Annotated in this window: 14 protein-coding genes; 12 read left to right on the top strand and 2 right to left on the bottom strand. The window is 54.5% G+C overall.

Going from position 1 to position 14,924, the window contains the following annotated elements; translation table 11 throughout:
• Positions 1-25: 25 nt before the first annotated feature.
• Complete coding sequence (locus I2H39_RS13700; RefSeq protein WP_195626725.1) at positions 26-904, bottom strand: AraC family transcriptional regulator; 879 nt, start codon at positions 902-904, stop codon at positions 26-28.
• Positions 901-2,022 carry a C45 family peptidase gene (locus tag I2H39_RS13695; protein ID WP_195626724.1) on the bottom strand — a complete coding sequence of 374 codons (1,122 nt, stop codon included), beginning with the start codon at positions 2,020-2,022 and terminating at the stop codon, positions 901-903. The genes I2H39_RS13700 and I2H39_RS13695 overlap by 4 nt, the downstream gene beginning before the upstream one ends.
• Positions 2,023-2,255: 233 nt before the next feature.
• Here I2H39_RS13695 and I2H39_RS13690 point away from each other — a divergent pair, with 233 nt between their 5' ends.
• The 12 genes from I2H39_RS13690 (at position 2,256) to I2H39_RS13635 (ending at position 14,922) form a co-directional block, all read left to right on the top strand.
• Positions 2,256-4,172 (top strand): DUF6320 domain-containing protein, encoded by a 1,917-nt coding sequence (locus tag I2H39_RS13690; protein ID WP_330641005.1) that lies wholly within the window; start codon positions 2,256-2,258, stop codon positions 4,170-4,172.
• Positions 4,173-4,214: 42 nt separating this feature from the next.
• Entirely contained in the window at positions 4,215-5,195 is a 981-nt protein-coding gene (locus tag I2H39_RS13685) for an alpha/beta hydrolase (protein WP_138311223.1), read from the top strand.
• A 149-nt stretch (positions 5,196-5,344) separates the two neighbouring features.
• Positions 5,345-6,418 carry a stage III sporulation protein AA gene (gene spoIIIAA / locus I2H39_RS13680; RefSeq protein WP_195626723.1) on the top strand — a complete coding sequence of 358 codons (1,074 nt, stop codon included), beginning with the start codon at positions 5,345-5,347 and terminating at the stop codon, positions 6,416-6,418.
• Positions 6,405-6,938 carry a stage III sporulation protein AB gene (locus tag I2H39_RS13675; RefSeq protein ID WP_195626722.1) on the top strand — a complete coding sequence of 178 codons (534 nt, stop codon included), beginning with the start codon at positions 6,405-6,407 and terminating at the stop codon, positions 6,936-6,938. Before spoIIIAA ends, I2H39_RS13675 begins: the two co-directional genes overlap by 14 nt.
• Before the next feature lie 94 nt (positions 6,939-7,032).
• Complete coding sequence (gene spoIIIAC, locus I2H39_RS13670) at positions 7,033-7,227, top strand: stage III sporulation protein AC (protein ID WP_002569682.1); 195 nt, start codon at positions 7,033-7,035, stop codon at positions 7,225-7,227.
• 27 nt (positions 7,228-7,254) lie between these two features.
• The gene (locus tag I2H39_RS13665) at positions 7,255-7,641 is read left to right on the top strand and encodes a SpoIIIAC/SpoIIIAD family protein (RefSeq protein ID WP_138311226.1); all 387 of its coding nucleotides are present in this window, start codon (positions 7,255-7,257) and stop codon (positions 7,639-7,641) included.
• On the top strand, positions 7,638-8,969 hold the full coding sequence (locus tag I2H39_RS13660; RefSeq protein ID WP_195626721.1) for a stage III sporulation protein AE: 1,332 nt from the start codon (positions 7,638-7,640) through the stop codon (positions 8,967-8,969). The genes I2H39_RS13665 and I2H39_RS13660 overlap by 4 nt, the downstream gene beginning before the upstream one ends.
• Before the next feature lie 112 nt (positions 8,970-9,081).
• Positions 9,082-9,750 (top strand): stage III sporulation protein AF, encoded by a 669-nt coding sequence (locus tag I2H39_RS13655; protein ID WP_195626720.1) that lies wholly within the window; start codon positions 9,082-9,084, stop codon positions 9,748-9,750.
• Positions 9,743-10,456: a hypothetical protein gene (locus I2H39_RS13650; protein WP_330641004.1), complete on the top strand. Its 714-nt coding sequence runs from the start codon at positions 9,743-9,745 to the stop codon at positions 10,454-10,456. The genes I2H39_RS13655 and I2H39_RS13650 overlap by 8 nt, the downstream gene beginning before the upstream one ends.
• 17 nt (positions 10,457-10,473) lie before the next feature.
• Positions 10,474-11,331, top strand: coding sequence for a SpoIIIAH-like family protein (locus I2H39_RS13645; RefSeq protein ID WP_138311230.1), 858 nt, complete (start codon positions 10,474-10,476; stop codon positions 11,329-11,331).
• A gap of 129 nt (positions 11,332-11,460) precedes the next feature.
• The gene (locus tag I2H39_RS13640) at positions 11,461-12,963 is read left to right on the top strand and encodes an SWIM zinc finger family protein (RefSeq protein ID WP_243281807.1); all 1,503 of its coding nucleotides are present in this window, start codon (positions 11,461-11,463) and stop codon (positions 12,961-12,963) included.
• Positions 12,964-12,993: 30 nt separating this feature from the next.
• A complete protein-coding gene (locus I2H39_RS13635) occupies positions 12,994-14,922 on the top strand; it encodes a hypothetical protein (protein WP_195626717.1) in 1,929 nt (642 codons plus the stop codon).
• Positions 14,923-14,924: the final 2 nt, after the last annotated feature.

Genomic DNA, 14,924 nt, shown 5'->3' with positions numbered 1-14,924 from the left:
CTGTCAAGACCATGGCCTTTATGGGTTATTGGACAGGAATATAGATGTCAATCTGGCTGCCGGGATGGTGAAACCCAAGAAAGCGCTGGTCATACAGCTCAAAGTCATCCCTGGCGTCCAGCTTTTCCTGGGTGGTAAGGGACCAGGTGCCCCAGATATACTGGTAGGTCAGAGGCAGGCTTTTTAAGGAGCCTGTGTGGGTGAATACGGCATACTTTCCGCCGGGAATGGTCCGGTACACAAGGGGCGGAGGCAGGACGGACCTGGAGCTGACCTCCACGGACACCACCTCGGAAAACAGCAGCTCATGATTCATGGTGTACAGGTTATTCCCCTCATCGCAGGACTGGCATATGCCAAAGCCCCGGCCGCCGGGAACCTGGCCGGGAATCTGGGGGATGAGCTCCAGAAAACGGGACCAGAGCTGTGGAATCTGGTTGTCCTTAAGCGTGGTGGTGCCTCTCAGACCAGCGGTGAGAACAGGGGGAATCTCCACAATCTGAGGGCGGACCGTCAAGGATTCCGTCAGGTGGGCCAGCAAATGCTGGTCTGCTTTGGGTTTCTGGCTGATGATGACATCCAGACGGTTTTTCCGGTAGCCGGCCGGGCTTGTATGGTAGACTGCTTTGAATGCCCTGCTGAAGGCTTCGCTGGATTCAAAGCCATGGTCCAGCGCAATGTCAATGATGCGTCTCTCCGTGTACACCAGTTCCCTGGCGGCATCGGACAGCCGGCGCTTTTTCACATAGCTGCCAACGCTCTCCCCAAGGACGGCGGAGAACTGGCGGTTTAAGTGATAATAGGAATATCCGGCCGCCCTGGCGGCATCCTCCACGGTGAAGGATGCGGTCAGATGGTCTTCTATGAATAGAATGGCTTTTTCGATTGCCGTATTGTAGTTCATATGAGGCTCCTGTAAGCAAAGATGGATGGGTCTGCTGTCCGGTCCTGTATTTGGATGTCAGCGGTTCCCTGGGGAAATGGACTGTCGAAGTTGAAATCCTGCCAGCCGTTTTCCTGGCGTCCTCCCCAGCACAGGGAAAGACTGCCCCTGACAGGGTCCATGACCATGCTCTTTGTGGTACCGAAAAATTGGCTGTAGTAGCTGCATGACAGGCCTTTTGGATAAGGGGTCAGAAGGAAATCCTTCAGCTGTCCGTCCGTGATGTCCTGCCCATGTTGTTTGAGGAAAGCGGTAATATTGTCATACCGGCGGATGGAGTGGACGAATGCCCTGGGTTCATGGGGAATCAGCTCATCCAGGACCGGATGGTTGGTGGCATAGAGGGCCTGTTCCCCGGAATTCCGGTCAATGGACTTCACTGCCATGCGTCCGTCCAGGGTTTCCACCAGGGCGCAGCAGCCTTCCCTGTCCAGCAGAATCAGGTTCAGGTTATATGCCACCGGCATGTCCCTGAGCATGGACAGGGCATCTTGGACATCGCGGCAGTTTTCAAGCAGGGTACGGACCACGGCCCAGAACTGCAGGCCGGCGGCTGCGGGCCTGCGCATCTCAGGCAGCGCTCCCACAGGAAAACCGCAGGAGCTCATGGTAACGGTCAGGCCCATCTCATTGATTCCGTCATCCCGGCCGATTCCCAGAACGCTGGTGCCTATATGCGTGTATTTTCCTGTGATGCAGGTTTTTATGACAGTAAAGTCCTCGGCCTCGTCATTGAATTCATAATTCCGGGCCGCCATGGGATGTCCGGAGGCTGTCAGGGAAGGCAGAAGGGCCAGGTGGCTGCAGCGCGGCGTAAGCCAGGTCATGCCGTAATAGAGAACCTGTTCCGGGGCGCAGCCCAGGGCATGGGCAAAACCAGCCAGCTCCCCGGTAAGTCCCGGGCACCAGCGCCGGAAACACTGGTCGGCCTCTTCAAGCTGTGCAGGGCCGAAGCCTGGGAAGCCGCCTGAAAGCTGTTTTTTCAGGCCGGGGATGGATGCCAGACAGCTGCCTAAGCGGCGGCCTGCCTCGTAGCTGCTTCCTGAGAGCTCTATGGCCTGTGTACGGATAAGTTTCATAGGGATACCTCCTCATGTTGTTATACCCCTATTTTAAGTGAAATAAAGGATTCATCATGATATTTCCTGCGGAATTTACGGGATGCCCGGCCCGGCTGGTGTTTATGTGTCCAATATAGCATACATGCGGCAGAAACAAAAGGCATGGGAAGGGCGTTTACAGGTGAAAACTGCTGCAGGGGAAACAAAAATTAAGTATAATATAGTTGTGATTGCAGGATGATAGAGATATAATGGCAGAAACTACAGTTTGCGCCGGACCGGCAGGAAATCTGCGGGAAGGGCCGGCAGAAAGGGGCGCTATGAAGAAAAATCCCCAGGGAAAACGCTGGCACAGGCTGGATAATACAGGGAAGATATTTCCTATGATTGCCAATGAAAACCTGAGCAACGTATTCCGAATTTCCGTAACACTGAAAGAAGAGATAGACCCCGGACTATTGGGTCAGGCGCTGGAAGAGGTCCTGCCCTGGTTTGGCGGGTTTAAGGTAAAGCTTAAGAGAGGGTTTTTCTGGTATTACTTTGAGGAGAACAAACGCCAGCCCTTTGTTGAGCAGGAGAACAGCTGGCCCTGCCGTTATATTGACCCCAAGAGCAACCAGCTCTATTTGTTCCGCGTAAGCTATTATGGCGCCAGAATCAATCTGGAGGTATTCCATGCTGTGACCGACGGCATGGGGGCCGTGAATTTCCTGAGGGAGCTGACCGCAGGCTACCTGGAGCTCAAACGGGGAGGGCGGAGAACCGGGGAACGGCCGGGGGAAGGCGTGTCCACCCAGACAGAGGACAGCTATCTTAAGCATTACCGGAAAATGCGGACCAGGCGTTACAGCTCCCGCCCTGCGCTGCGCCTGACCGGGAGGTATATTCCCTTTGGAGGAGAGAGCGTGGTCCACGGTTCTGTGGATACAGGGGCACTGAAGGCCGTCAGCCGCAAAATGGGGGTCAGCATTACAAAGTACCTGACAGCCTGCCTGATTTGGTCTGTTTCCAGGGAATACCGGGAGGAAGGCCGGGAGGGACGCCGCATCGGGGTAAACCTGCCTATCAACCTAAGGGCCTTTTTCGGCTCCAATACAGCTTCCAACTTTTTTGCGGTGACTGCCATTGACCACGAACCCGGCCGCGGCAGGGATGAATTTGAGGAAATCCTTGCATCTGTGTGCAGTCAGATGGACGAGAAGATAGTAAAGGAAAAGCTGGAGGAAACCATTTCCTACAATGTTTCAAACGAGAAGAAGTGGTATGTCCGCATCCTTCCCCTGTTTGTCAAGTGGCTGGCCCTTGGATTTATTTTCCGCCGCAATGACAGAGCCCACACCATTACCTTATCCAATATCGGCCTCATATCCATGGACCGGGAATATGAGGATGATATTGAAGGGTTCAGGATGCTGATTGGCGTGTCAAAACGCCAGCCAGCCAAATGCGGTGTATGCTCCTTTGGAACCAGGACAGTCATCACCTTTACCAAGGTATTTCAGGATGCCAGGCTGGAGGAATGTTTTTTCGGACGCCTGAGGTCAGACGGCATTCCGGTGGAGCTGGAGAGCAACGGCGTCATCATGCCGGAGGCTGATAAGGGAAATTATCCGGTGATTCAACACGATGAGAGTATATGGAAAAAATTGGTATTGGCCTGCTATGGGGTGCTGGCCGCAGTGGCGCTGTTTCTCGGGCTGGTGAATATCGCCACCTATGACGGGCTGTGGTGGTCCGGGATTGCCATACCGGGCATTGCCTATGTGGGTCTGACCCTTCGGTATTCCATTCTGCGCCACGCTAATTTAGGTAAATCACTGCTGATAGAAACCATAGGAATGCAGATTCTGCTTGTGATGATAGACCGGGTTCTGGGATTTGAGGGGTGGTCCGTGAACTACGCGGTGCCGGGAACCATTCTGTTTGCCGATGTGGCTGTGGTGCTGCTCATTCTTGTGAACCGCCTGAACTGGCAGAGCTACTTTATGTACCAGATTGCCATTACGGTTTTCAGCTTTATTCCGCTGATTTTATGGGCCGCAGGGCTGGTCACCCACCCTTCCATGGCAATCATAACCGTGATTCTGACCGTGGGAATCCTGGCCATGACTATTTTTCTGGGTGACAGGAGATTTAAAAATGAACTCATCAGACGGTTCCACCTGTGACAATGGAGGGACCCTGCATTTACAGAGAGGATACAGATAAGGATGCGCAATAAAAAAGTGAGTATACGGGGGGCGCTGGTGCGGGATATGATTCACGACATCATGGAAACGTCCCTGGGAAAACCCATCCAGACAGGGGAATTCAGGAAAAATCCCGTGGAACCGGCCTGGGTATGCCCATCTGGCTACGAGTATGAAATCATTGACAGGGAACCCTTTAAAATGGAATATCTGAAGCCGGAGGGAGTGGTTACCGGCAGGGTGGTGCTTCAGCTTCACGGAGGCGGATATATAGGACCCATGAAGAATATTTACCGTAAATTTTCCGTGCGGTACAGCCGTCTCAGCTATGGAGGCGACGTGCTGACCGTGGACTACAGGGTGGCGCCTGAACACGCCTATCCCGCGGCCCTGGAGGATGTGATTCATGCCTACCAGTGGCTGATAAAGGAAAAGCATTACAGGCCGGGCCAGGTGGTGGTGGCCGGCGATTCGGCCGGAGGCGGCCTGGCCCTGGCCCTGTGCCTTTACCTCAGGGACCACGGACTGCCCCAGCCTGCCGGGCTGGTGCTCATGTCCCCATGGGCTGATTTGACCTGCGGCGGGGACAGCTATGAGTTTAATTTTGAAAATGACCCTCTTTTTGGCAATTCACGGGAAAGTATGCTTTATAATTCAGCCTATATTGGCCAGGCCGACCCAAGGGAGCCCTATATGTCGCCGGTGTTCGGCGATTTCCGGGGACTGCCCCCCATGCTTCTTCAGGCAGGCAGTCATGAGATGCTCTTAAGCGATGCGCTGGAGGTAGCCCAAAATGCCCGCTTGGCCGGGGTGAAGCGCCGGATTTCTGTGTATGAGGGTATGTTCCATGTGTTCCAGATGAGTATGGACCTGGTGCCTGAGAGCCGGGAGGCCTGGGACGAGGTGGCACGGTTCATGCAGATTGTATACAAAATTGACAGGAGGCCTACGGGGCAGATTGTAAAGAAGGTAAAGAGAAGAAAACGGCAGGGAACGAATTAGAGTGAGATAAACCGGCCATTATCCGTTCAAACAGATACAGATATATCCAGTTTGGCAGCACAGCCCTTGCGGGCGGGTGCTGCCTTTTTTCCGGCTCCAGTCATATTTTTGGACACGTCTCATATATTGAGGTAAAAGGGGTGAAGAATATGGCTGGCAGGGAAGAAGTTCTTAAAATATTCCCAAAGGACCTGCGGACAATACTTGGACAGGTTACTGTGGATTTCGACAGGGTGCAGGAGATACGGATGAGGACCCAGAAACCGCTGCTGCTTATCTGCGGCGGCCGGGAATATGCAGTTAAAACAGATGGCAGTCTGGCGGTTGGGGTTCCCGACCCGCCGGTAAGGGATATACGGGGAAGCGGCCGCTGCCAGGAACAGGAGCGGTACTGGGTCAGGGCCGGAATCGTCACGGTCAGCCAGGCTCAGATGAAGGAAACCGTGGAATATATGTGCAGTTTTTCCCTCTATGCAGCGGAAGAGGAGCTGCGGCAGGGATTCATCACCATACAGGGCGGGCACCGGATTGGCGTGGCCGGAAGGACCATGGCTCTCGGGCAGGATATACGGCTCATGAAATCCATATCTTTTATCAATATACGGGTGGCCCATCAGATTCAGGGCTGTGCCAACCCGGTGATGGAATATCTGTATTCGGATGACGGCCGGTTTCTGAATACATTGGTGATATCGCCGCCCAGGTGCGGCAAGACGACCCTGCTGCGGGACATCATCCGCCAGGTTTCGGACGGGCCCAGGACCCCGCGCACCGGCAGGAGAATACCGGGAGTGTCTGTGGGGGTGGTGGATGAACGCTCAGAATTAGGGGCCTGCTATCAGGGGGTGCCTCAGAATGATTTGGGTATGAGAACCGATGTGCTGGACTGCTGTCCCAAGAGCCAGGGCATGATGATGCTGGTAAGGTCCATGGCGCCCCAGGTTATAGCTGTTGATGAGATTGGAAGCAGGGAGGATGTGCAGGCCATCGAATATGTGAGGAACTGCGGCTGCGCCCTGGCTGCCACTATCCATGGAAGCTCCCTGGAAGATATCAGGCAGAAACCGGCTGTGAGGGAGCTGATTGGACAGGGAGCCTTTGAACGGATGATTCTGCTGGACTGTCAGGGAACAGCGGGCCATGTGGCGGCTATATGGGATGGAAGAGGAAACGTCCTGTATGGGGATGGAAGGGGAAAGGAGTCGCAGAGTGGCAGTATTTAAATGGACAGGGGCAATTCTGGTGCTGTTTTCCGCCGGCGGACTGGGAATCTGGTCCGCCATGCAGTGGAAAGGGCGGCTGAGGATGCTGGAAACCCTCAGACAGATGATATATTTCTTAAAAGGTGAGATTACATACAGCCGGGCGCCGCTGGCAGAAGCCCTGGAACGGGTGGGAAAACGGGAGCCGGGACCTATGGGAAGCCTGTTTGAGGCTGCGGCAGAGGGAATCTGCATGCAGGAGGGAGAGTCCCTTCAGGAGATATGGAGGCGGGAGGTCATGGCCTTAAAGTCAGACACGGGCCGGATTCCTCTGGAACAGGGGGATTTGGAACAGCTGGCGCACCTGGGGGAACATCTGGGTTATCTGGATGTGGACATGCAGGAACGTACCCTTAAGCTGTATCTGGAACAGCTGGATTTGACCATTGATTATCTCAGGCAGAACCAGAGGGAGAAATGCAGGCTTTACACAAGCCTGGGAATCATGGGAGGAATGTTTCTTGTGATTGTGATGTTCTGAGATTTGCCGGGAACACATGCTGTATGATTGTGGTGTGCCGGGGATTAACAGGACAGATTTGTAAATATGGATTAAAAAGATTGAGGAGACAGCAATGGGTGTAAATCTGATATTTCGCATAGCGGCAGTAGGAATCCTGGTATCTGTCATCTGCCAGGTATTAAAGCACAGCGGCCGGGATGAGCAGGCTTTCCTAACGAGCCTGGCCGGACTGGTGCTGGTATTATTCTGGATGATACCGTACATATACGACCTGTTTGAGACAATGAAGAATCTGTTTGCGCTGTAAGATGCGCCTTTTCAGGGAGGGAACCATATGACAATCATTACCATTGCGGCTGCCGGAATTGCCACGGTCCTGCTGGCAGTGCAGCTGAAGGGGCTAAAGGCGGAATACGCCGCATATATGGTCATGGCGGCAGGCGCCTTTATCTTCTTTTACGGCACGGGAAAGCTAAAGGACATACTGGAGGCCCTGGAACGGATTCAGGGCTATATCAAGGTCAACAGCGTATATCTGGTAACGCTGCTTAAGATGGTGGGCATTACCTATGTGGCTGAGTTTGCATCCGGAATCTGCAAGGACGCTGGCTACGGTTCTCTGGGAAACCAGATTGAAATATTCGGGAAGCTGTCCATCCTGGGTATCAGTATGCCCATCCTGCTGGCGCTTTTTGGGACATTGGAGACATTTTTGGGATGAAGAGATGGAAAAAACGGGGGGTCAGAAGCGCTGCCCTATGTGTGCTGACGGTGCTGCTTGCCGGAGGATTCGGACTGGCGGGCAGCACTGCTTACGGCGCCCCGGCAGACGGGCAGCTAAGGGGGCAGGGCCAGGTCATAGAGCAGGCCGCGGGGCAGGGTCAGGTCATAGAGCAGGCCGCGGGGCAGGGCCAGGCCATAGAGCAGGCCGCGGGGCAGGGTCAGGAAACGGAGTCAGGGGCGGACCGGGCTCTGCAGGATATGGGGCTGCAGGATGAGATGGAGGGGCTGCAGCAGTTTCTGGATGATGTTATGGGACAGCAGGACGGGGGCATGGAAGGACTCTCCTTCTGGGGACTGATGAAGGAGCTGATGAAAGGAAACCTGAAGGGGATTCTGGGGCAGACCGGAATGGGCCTTAAGAATGCACTGTTCTCACAGGTGGACAAGGGCGGCCAGATGCTGTTTCAGGTGGCGGCCATCGGCCTGATTGGGGCTGTGTTCACCAATGTTTCCTCTGTATTTAAGGGAGGACAGATTTCAGACACCGGCTTTTTTGTTACATACCTGCTTCTGTTTACATGTCTGGCCGCCAGTTTCTCCGCCAGCTTACAGGTGGCGGCCCAGGTGATGGAGCAGATACTGGAATTCATGAAGCTGCTGATGCCGGCCTATTATATGGCCGTGGCATTTTCCGGGGGCAGCATGAGCGCACTGGCTTTGTATGAATGTATGCTGGGTGCGGTGACAGGGGTGCAATGGCTGTGCAGCACGGTCCTGCTCTCCATGGTCAGAATTTATGTGCTCATGGTGCTGGGCAGCCATGTGGCGAAGGAGGCGCTTCTGTCAAAGCTGACAGAGCTTTTGGAGCAGGCCGTGGTGTGGAGTCTCAGGACCCTGACCGGGCTGGTGGTGGGCTTCCATCTCATACAGGCCATGATACTTCCCTATGCCGATGCAGCAGGCCAGGCGGGAATGAAACGTCTTATGGAAATGATTCCGGGGCTGGGCCAGGGGGCTGGCGCCATGGCCCAGATGGTCCTGGGGTCAGGGGTGCTGATTAAGAATACCATGGGGGCGGCAGCCGTGGTTGTATTGGCTGTAATATCCGTTGTCCCGGTGATGAAACTGACGGTCCTCATGATTATGTACCAGTGCGTGGCCGCCGTGATGCAGCCCGTGTGTGACAAACGGGTGGTGTCCTGCGTGTCAGGCGTGTCCAGAGGCCATAAGCTGCTGCTGCAGATTGTGCTGTACTCCATGTTTCTGTTCATGATAGCCATAGCCATTACATGTGCGTCCACCAATGTGAATTATTTTGCCTCATAGGAGAACGGACGAAGCCTGGTAGGGGAGCGGGACGGGGCTTAACCGGGGAGCGGACGGAGCCTGGAGGCGGATGATAAAATACCGGAATAGCGTTCTATAAAAGGAGATGCCGATGGAAGCTGTCTATGGATGGGTAAAAAATATCATATACTACATGATTTTCCTTTCAGTGGTCAATAACCTTCTGGCGGACTCTAAATACGGCAAATACATCCGCTTTTTTTCGGGAATGGTCCTGATTCTTCTTGTGGTAAGTCCGTTTACAGGAGGACTGCACCTGGATGAGCAGATATCAGCCATGTTCCGTTCCATTACCTTTCAGAACGACACGGACGACCTGAAACAGGACCTGTGGGGAATGGAAGAACGGCGTCTGGACCAGGTTATCAGCAGGTATGAGGAGGCGGTGGCAGCTGATGTGGAGGCCATGGCCAGGGAGGAGGGTCTGGAATGTACCGGGGCCAGCGTGCAGATTGACGGTGACCGCAACAGCAGCCGTTACGGCCGGATTGAAGGAATCAGGCTGGTTATCAGCGGCGGGAAGGAGGAACCGGAACAGGGCAGCTGGGATTATATGGGCAGCCGGCCGGTGATTGTGGATGCGGGGAAGGTGGACAGCGTGAAGGTTGAGAATGTGGAACTGGGGAAAACGCCGGGAACCGGAGAAACAGAGGAATCCGAAACGGCGGCAGATAAAAAAATAAACCATTTAACAGGAAAGGTGGCGCAGTACTATGGGCTGGAAGAATCAGATATCAAAGTTCAGTGGAAAAATGACTAAGGAAAAATGGCTGTTATTGCTTCTCATAGGTGTTCTTCTCATGATTCTATCCTTTCCCCTGCCCGGAGGAAGTAAAAAGGACAGGAATGCCGGTGAACAGACCGTGGGTACCGGGACAGAGGGGGCCGGGGCTGTTCCGCTGTGGACAAAGGACAATGCCAATGGCGGCAGCGGGGCCGGCGGCTCTGGCCAGGGCGCCGCCGGAACCGGCATGGCCCAGGGGCCGGAGGGAAGCGGGGCAGGCGCATCGGACGGGAAGGAGGATTCCTATCCTGCAGCGGCCCGCGCATCCGATGAAGGGTCCTATGAAGCGCAGATGGAAAACAGAATCAGGAATATCTTAAAGTCCGTGGACGGCGTGGGTAAGGTGGATGTGATGGTGGTGCTTAAATCCTCCAGTGAAAAGGTACTCCGCGTGGACCGTTCCACCAATACCAGCACCACCCGGGAAAAGGATTCCGGGGGAGGAACCAGAGACGTGACGAACAATCAGATGCAGGAGAGCACCATACTGTCGGGAAGCGGTTCCGGCAGCAGCGGAAACGCGCCCATTGTTGAAAAAGAACTGAGTCCGGAACTGTCTGGAATCATCATCAGCGCGGAGGGCGGAGGCAGTCCAACAGTAAAAGCTGAAATTTCTGAGGCCATGGAAGCATTATTTGGCCTGCCGGCACATAAAATAAAAGTATTAAAGAGGGTGGAATAAATAAAGGAGTGCAGGATATGAAAATCAAGAATATGAAACAGGTAAAAGAGCACATGAAAGACATGAACATGAAACGTCTCTTCCGCAGGAACCAAATTATCATCACGACACTGGCTGTTATGATTGCGGCAGCCGGATATCTGAACTATGCGGGAAAGAAGGATTTGGCAAGCGGCAACCGGGTGTATGAGGCAGGGGCCATGGACATTTCGGATGAAGATATCCTGGCGGAGAACCAGGCGGCTTCCTTAAACGGCCAGGCCGGACTGCAGGAGATTCCCAGTCTGGACCAGGACCCTTCTGACCTGGATGCGGTGAGCGACGCAGACGGCGCCCAGGCAGCGGCGGACACAGGAGCCGGCCAGGGACAGCTGGCCCAGGCCGGAGACGGCACAGGCGTGGAGGAGGCTACCCAGGCAGCTGACCCGGGGCAGATGGCAGCGGCGGATACGGATAGCTCTGCCCAGGCCGGATTGGAAAATCCAGGGGAAGCCGTACTTACCAGCGGTATGAACGTGGCTGATTACATAGCAAACGTACAGCTCAGCAGAGAGCAGGTGCGCGCCAAGAACAAAGAGACACTGATGAGCCTGATTAACAGTGACAGCATTGACGAAGCAGCCAAACAGCAGGCTATCCAGGACATGATTGACCTGACCGAGGTATCTGAGAAGGAAAATGCCGCAGAAACCCTCCTGATGGCAAAAGGTTTCTCGGACCCGGTTGTCAGCATTACCAAGGATAAGGTGGACGTGGTCATTAATGCGCCTTCCATCACAGACCCACAGCGTGCCCAGATTGAAGATATCGTGAAACGCAAGGCAGAGGTGGCAGCAGACCAGATTATTATTACATTGCTGAATATGGCAGAATAGGCAGGAATACAGGGAAAGCCGGGCTGCCGCTTTAACGGTCGGAAAACCGTAAAGGCGGCAGCCTTTTTGGCGCCTTTCCTTTCAAACTTCCCATTGCAACCCCTTACGAATTTCCGTATAATGGAATAAATGACCAATCATACAATTGTACCGCAGTTCCGGTACAGGATGGAGGATATTATGAGGGAAATCCCGGAACAGCAGATTGCCGCCATGGCTCCCAATGCCAATGCGGTCAGCAATGCAAGGAAAATCGTTAAAAGCGGAGGTTTTACAGAACATGCCAGGTCTGGGGATGACACCTTTTACATGGGTACCTGCAAGGGCAGCGGCAGTTCAGCCTACAGGGTGTCCCTGGATTTTGCGGACGGGGACGTGCCGGTGTGCCGCTGCAGCTGTCCCAGCAGGCAGTTTCCGTGTAAACATGGCCTGGCGCTTATGATGGAGCTGTCGCAGGGCCGCCATTGGGATATCTGCAGCATTCCCCAGGACATATTGGATAAGAGGGCGAAGAAGGACGCCAGGGCAGGAAAAAAGGAAGAACAGGGAGATAAGCCCAAGGCCCCTAAGAAGACGAACCAGGCGGCCAGGACAAAGAAGCTTAAGAAACAGCTGGAGGGCCTGGACCTGGCAGAGAAGGTGGTGAGGGAGTTAATGGAGGCCGGTCTGGGGACCCTGAACGGAACGTCGGTGAAGGTCTACCGGGACCTGGCAAAGCAGCTGGGGGATTATTATCTTCCCGGTCCCCAAAGGCTGGTGCAGTCCCTGGTGCTGGAGGTGGAACGGCTTAAGGAGGATGGAACCGGGGATTACGGTGAGGCCGTAAGAATTCTTGTATTCCTCCGGGCCCTGATAAAGAAGTCAAGGGTCTATCTGACGGAGAAACTGGAGCAGGGACAGGTGGAGGACGACAACAGCATCCTCTATGAGGAGCTGGGCGGAATCTGGAACCTGGAACGGCTGATGGAGCTGGGGCTTAAAAAGGAAAACGGACGGCTGCTCCAGCTGTCCTTCGGCGTCAGCTATGACGGGGCCAGAAGAGAATGGGTGGACAAGGGCTGGTGGCTGGATTTGGACAGCGGTGAGATTGATATTACCTATAATTACCGTCCTGTGAAGGCGCTTAAGTATGTAAAAGAAGAGGACTCCGTGATGGAGGCAGTGAGGGTGCCCATGCTGGTCTATTATCCCGGTGAGAACGGACGCAGGATACGTTTTGAGGGCCGGGAATTCCTGCCGGTGACCGGTGAACTGCTGGCAGAAGCCCGGGATAAGGCCTCTGCTTCCCTTACGGAACTGGTGAAGGCGGCAAAGAATGACCTTAAGAACACGTTGTCGGACGGCCGGTTTGGATGCCTGGTATTCTACGACGGACTGGGAACAGCCGTGGCAGAAGGCGAGGAGGGCCAGCAGCGGGAATACATACTGCACTGCGGCGGCACCACCATAGAACTGAGGGACCGGCCAGGGGACATGCCGTCTGTCAGACGTCTGGATATCCTGCCGGACAGGCGGATGGCAGAGCATCAGGTGATGTTCGGAGTCCTGTGGTATGACAGGAAAAGACATAAGATTTGTCTGCATCCCTACTCAATCATCACGGAAAAAGAGGTGGTCCGCCTGCTCTATTGATGGACAGACGGAGGAAAGGAAGGAATTACCATGGAATTGCAGGGATTATATGAACTCCATCAGCGCCTGGAAGCAGCGGCAGTGGCCGGAGTGAACCTGATTGGAGATGATTTCCGGCTTAAAAGGGCGGTGGAGCAGATTCGTCCCCTGGCCCAGGCAGTGCCGGTTATAAATAAATTGTATACAATGGCGGAAAAGGCCATGGCCCCGGACTGTGAGGACCGTCCGGGTTGTCTGCTGGATGCGCTGGCCCTGTCAGAAGCCCTTTTGTGTACCCAGGCCGGATATGAGACAGGATATAAAACAGAACAGAACAGCGGCGGGCCGGAGTCTGGGCCGGGGTACCGGCCGCTGGAGCTGATATCCCGCTGCTACGGTCCCTGCCTGCCCTACAGCCAGGTCCATCCCCTGGAGCAGGCCCTGACTGAGTCAGGAGGCGGGCGTCTGGTCCCTATCACCGAGGCCATGGAGGAGCATCCCCAGGTCTTTGAGGATTACCGCCTGCAGGCAGCCGTCATAACAGCTCTCTCAGACCGGTATGCTGATATTGCAGATGAAGCTGAAGCATTTCTGTCTAAGATGGACAGACAGATTGTGCCCCTTTTAAAGCGGGGGTACTGGGAAACCACGGATAATGGGAGGCTGCACCGGCTCAGGGTCATAGAGGCCATATGCCGTGAAGAAGAAAATGAATTTTATAAAGGGCTTCTCCAACGGGCCAAAAAGGAACTGCGGGCAGAGGCCATCCATGCCCTCAGATTTGACACGGAAAATACCGGCATTTTGCTGGACCTGGCCCGGACCGAAAAGGGAATGTGCCTGGAAATGACGGAGCAGGTGCTGGGCATGATGGACCCGGAACAGACAGACCCATACTGGGAGGAACAGTTTAAGACAAGAAAAAAGGGAATCGCAGGCTATCTCTGTTTTTCCAAATCAGACCTGGTTTCAGACAGGCTGGCCGGAATAATGGAAGAAACCTTAAGGCAGAAGGATACTCTGGCCAAAAAGGAATTTGCCGGGCTTATGAACGAGCTTCTCATGGCCCTGCCGGGCAAGGGCTCACCGGCCATACAGGAATTATACCGCAGGGCAGCCGGAAAGAACCCGTCCAACCAGGAGTTTTGGTCCGGATTTCCCGCCATGCTGGCGGATTCGATTATCTACAGCCAGGATGAACGGCTGATTTCCCTGGCAGGGGAACTGGCCAATGAACAGGCGGGAACATGGCTGGGACCGGCCCTTGCAGCTGATTTCCTGACAAAGCCCGCGGCCCTTGTGTATGAATCCTGCTGCCGGAAGATTCCCAGGAATTCCCTTCTGGGAAAAGAGGAGAAACGCAAGGCCAGGAGGGCCGTACTGTCTGTGCTGGGCCGGATTCACTGCATAGAGGAAAACGGGGCCTGTGAAATCATCTGCCGCATAGAAGAAAAGGCGGGGGCAGGGACAGCCCACCGGATTGGGCGCAGGCTTTACGAAAAACCGGATTCCCGCTGGACAGACCTGCTGATGGATGCCAGGATATTCGGGAATGAGACAGCCATGGGACTGGATGCAGCCGGCAGGCAATGTGAAACGGACCGGGATAAGATTCTGTTTTCTATGCTGCCGGCCAGGGAACGGGCTGAGAAGGGCTCCTATTTTTATAAGAGGGCGCTTACGGTGACGGATAACCGGGGGCTTTACCACATTCTGGTACAGTGCGGCTGGAAGGATTTTAAAGGTCTTATAAGCGCCTATGTAAAAAAGAATCCAAATGCAGGCATAACGCTGTGGGCCATACAGCGCCGGATGAGTGAGCTGCCCATGACAGAGGAGGAACGGCAGATGGAAATCCGTGAGATTGACCGTATTATGTGCAGCTTTCCAAAGGGCAGCTCTGAGAGAAGAAGCTGGGACGCCAATGATTACTGCAGGAACGCCATCAACCAGGCTGCCGGACTTACCGGGCAGGGCTGACG

Source organism: Clostridium sp. 1001283B150225_161107_B6 (assembly GCF_015556325.1).
In the GTDB taxonomy this organism is placed as follows: domain Bacteria; phylum Bacillota; class Clostridia; order Lachnospirales; family Lachnospiraceae; genus Enterocloster.
Note: the sequence above shows the minus strand (reverse complement) of the source record. Positions and strands in the feature narration are given on the sequence as shown.

Excerpts from the sequence above, each read along its gene's own strand:
- I2H39_RS13700 (WP_195626725.1), bottom strand. The coding sequence starts at position 904 with ATGAACTACAATACGGCAATCGAAAAAGCCATTCTATTCATAGAAGAC.
- I2H39_RS13695 (WP_195626724.1), bottom strand. The coding sequence starts at position 2,022 with ATGAAACTTATCCGTACACAGGCCATAGAGCTCTCAGGAAGCAGCTAC.
- I2H39_RS13690 (WP_330641005.1), top strand. The coding sequence starts at position 2,256 with ATGGCAGAAACTACAGTTTGCGCCGGACCGGCAGGAAATCTGCGGGAA.
- I2H39_RS13685 (WP_138311223.1), top strand. The coding sequence starts at position 4,215 with ATGCGCAATAAAAAAGTGAGTATACGGGGGGCGCTGGTGCGGGATATG.
- spoIIIAA (WP_195626723.1), top strand. The coding sequence starts at position 5,345 with ATGGCTGGCAGGGAAGAAGTTCTTAAAATATTCCCAAAGGACCTGCGG.
- spoIIIAC (WP_002569682.1), top strand. The coding sequence starts at position 7,033 with ATGGGTGTAAATCTGATATTTCGCATAGCGGCAGTAGGAATCCTGGTA.
- I2H39_RS13665 (WP_138311226.1), top strand. The coding sequence starts at position 7,255 with ATGACAATCATTACCATTGCGGCTGCCGGAATTGCCACGGTCCTGCTG.
- I2H39_RS13660 (WP_195626721.1), top strand. The coding sequence starts at position 7,638 with ATGAAGAGATGGAAAAAACGGGGGGTCAGAAGCGCTGCCCTATGTGTG.
- I2H39_RS13655 (WP_195626720.1), top strand. The coding sequence starts at position 9,082 with ATGGAAGCTGTCTATGGATGGGTAAAAAATATCATATACTACATGATT.
- I2H39_RS13650 (WP_330641004.1), top strand. The coding sequence starts at position 9,743 with ATGACTAAGGAAAAATGGCTGTTATTGCTTCTCATAGGTGTTCTTCTC.
- I2H39_RS13645 (WP_138311230.1), top strand. The coding sequence starts at position 10,474 with ATGAAAATCAAGAATATGAAACAGGTAAAAGAGCACATGAAAGACATG.
- I2H39_RS13640 (WP_243281807.1), top strand. The coding sequence starts at position 11,461 with ATGACCAATCATACAATTGTACCGCAGTTCCGGTACAGGATGGAGGAT.
- I2H39_RS13635 (WP_195626717.1), top strand. The coding sequence starts at position 12,994 with ATGGAATTGCAGGGATTATATGAACTCCATCAGCGCCTGGAAGCAGCG.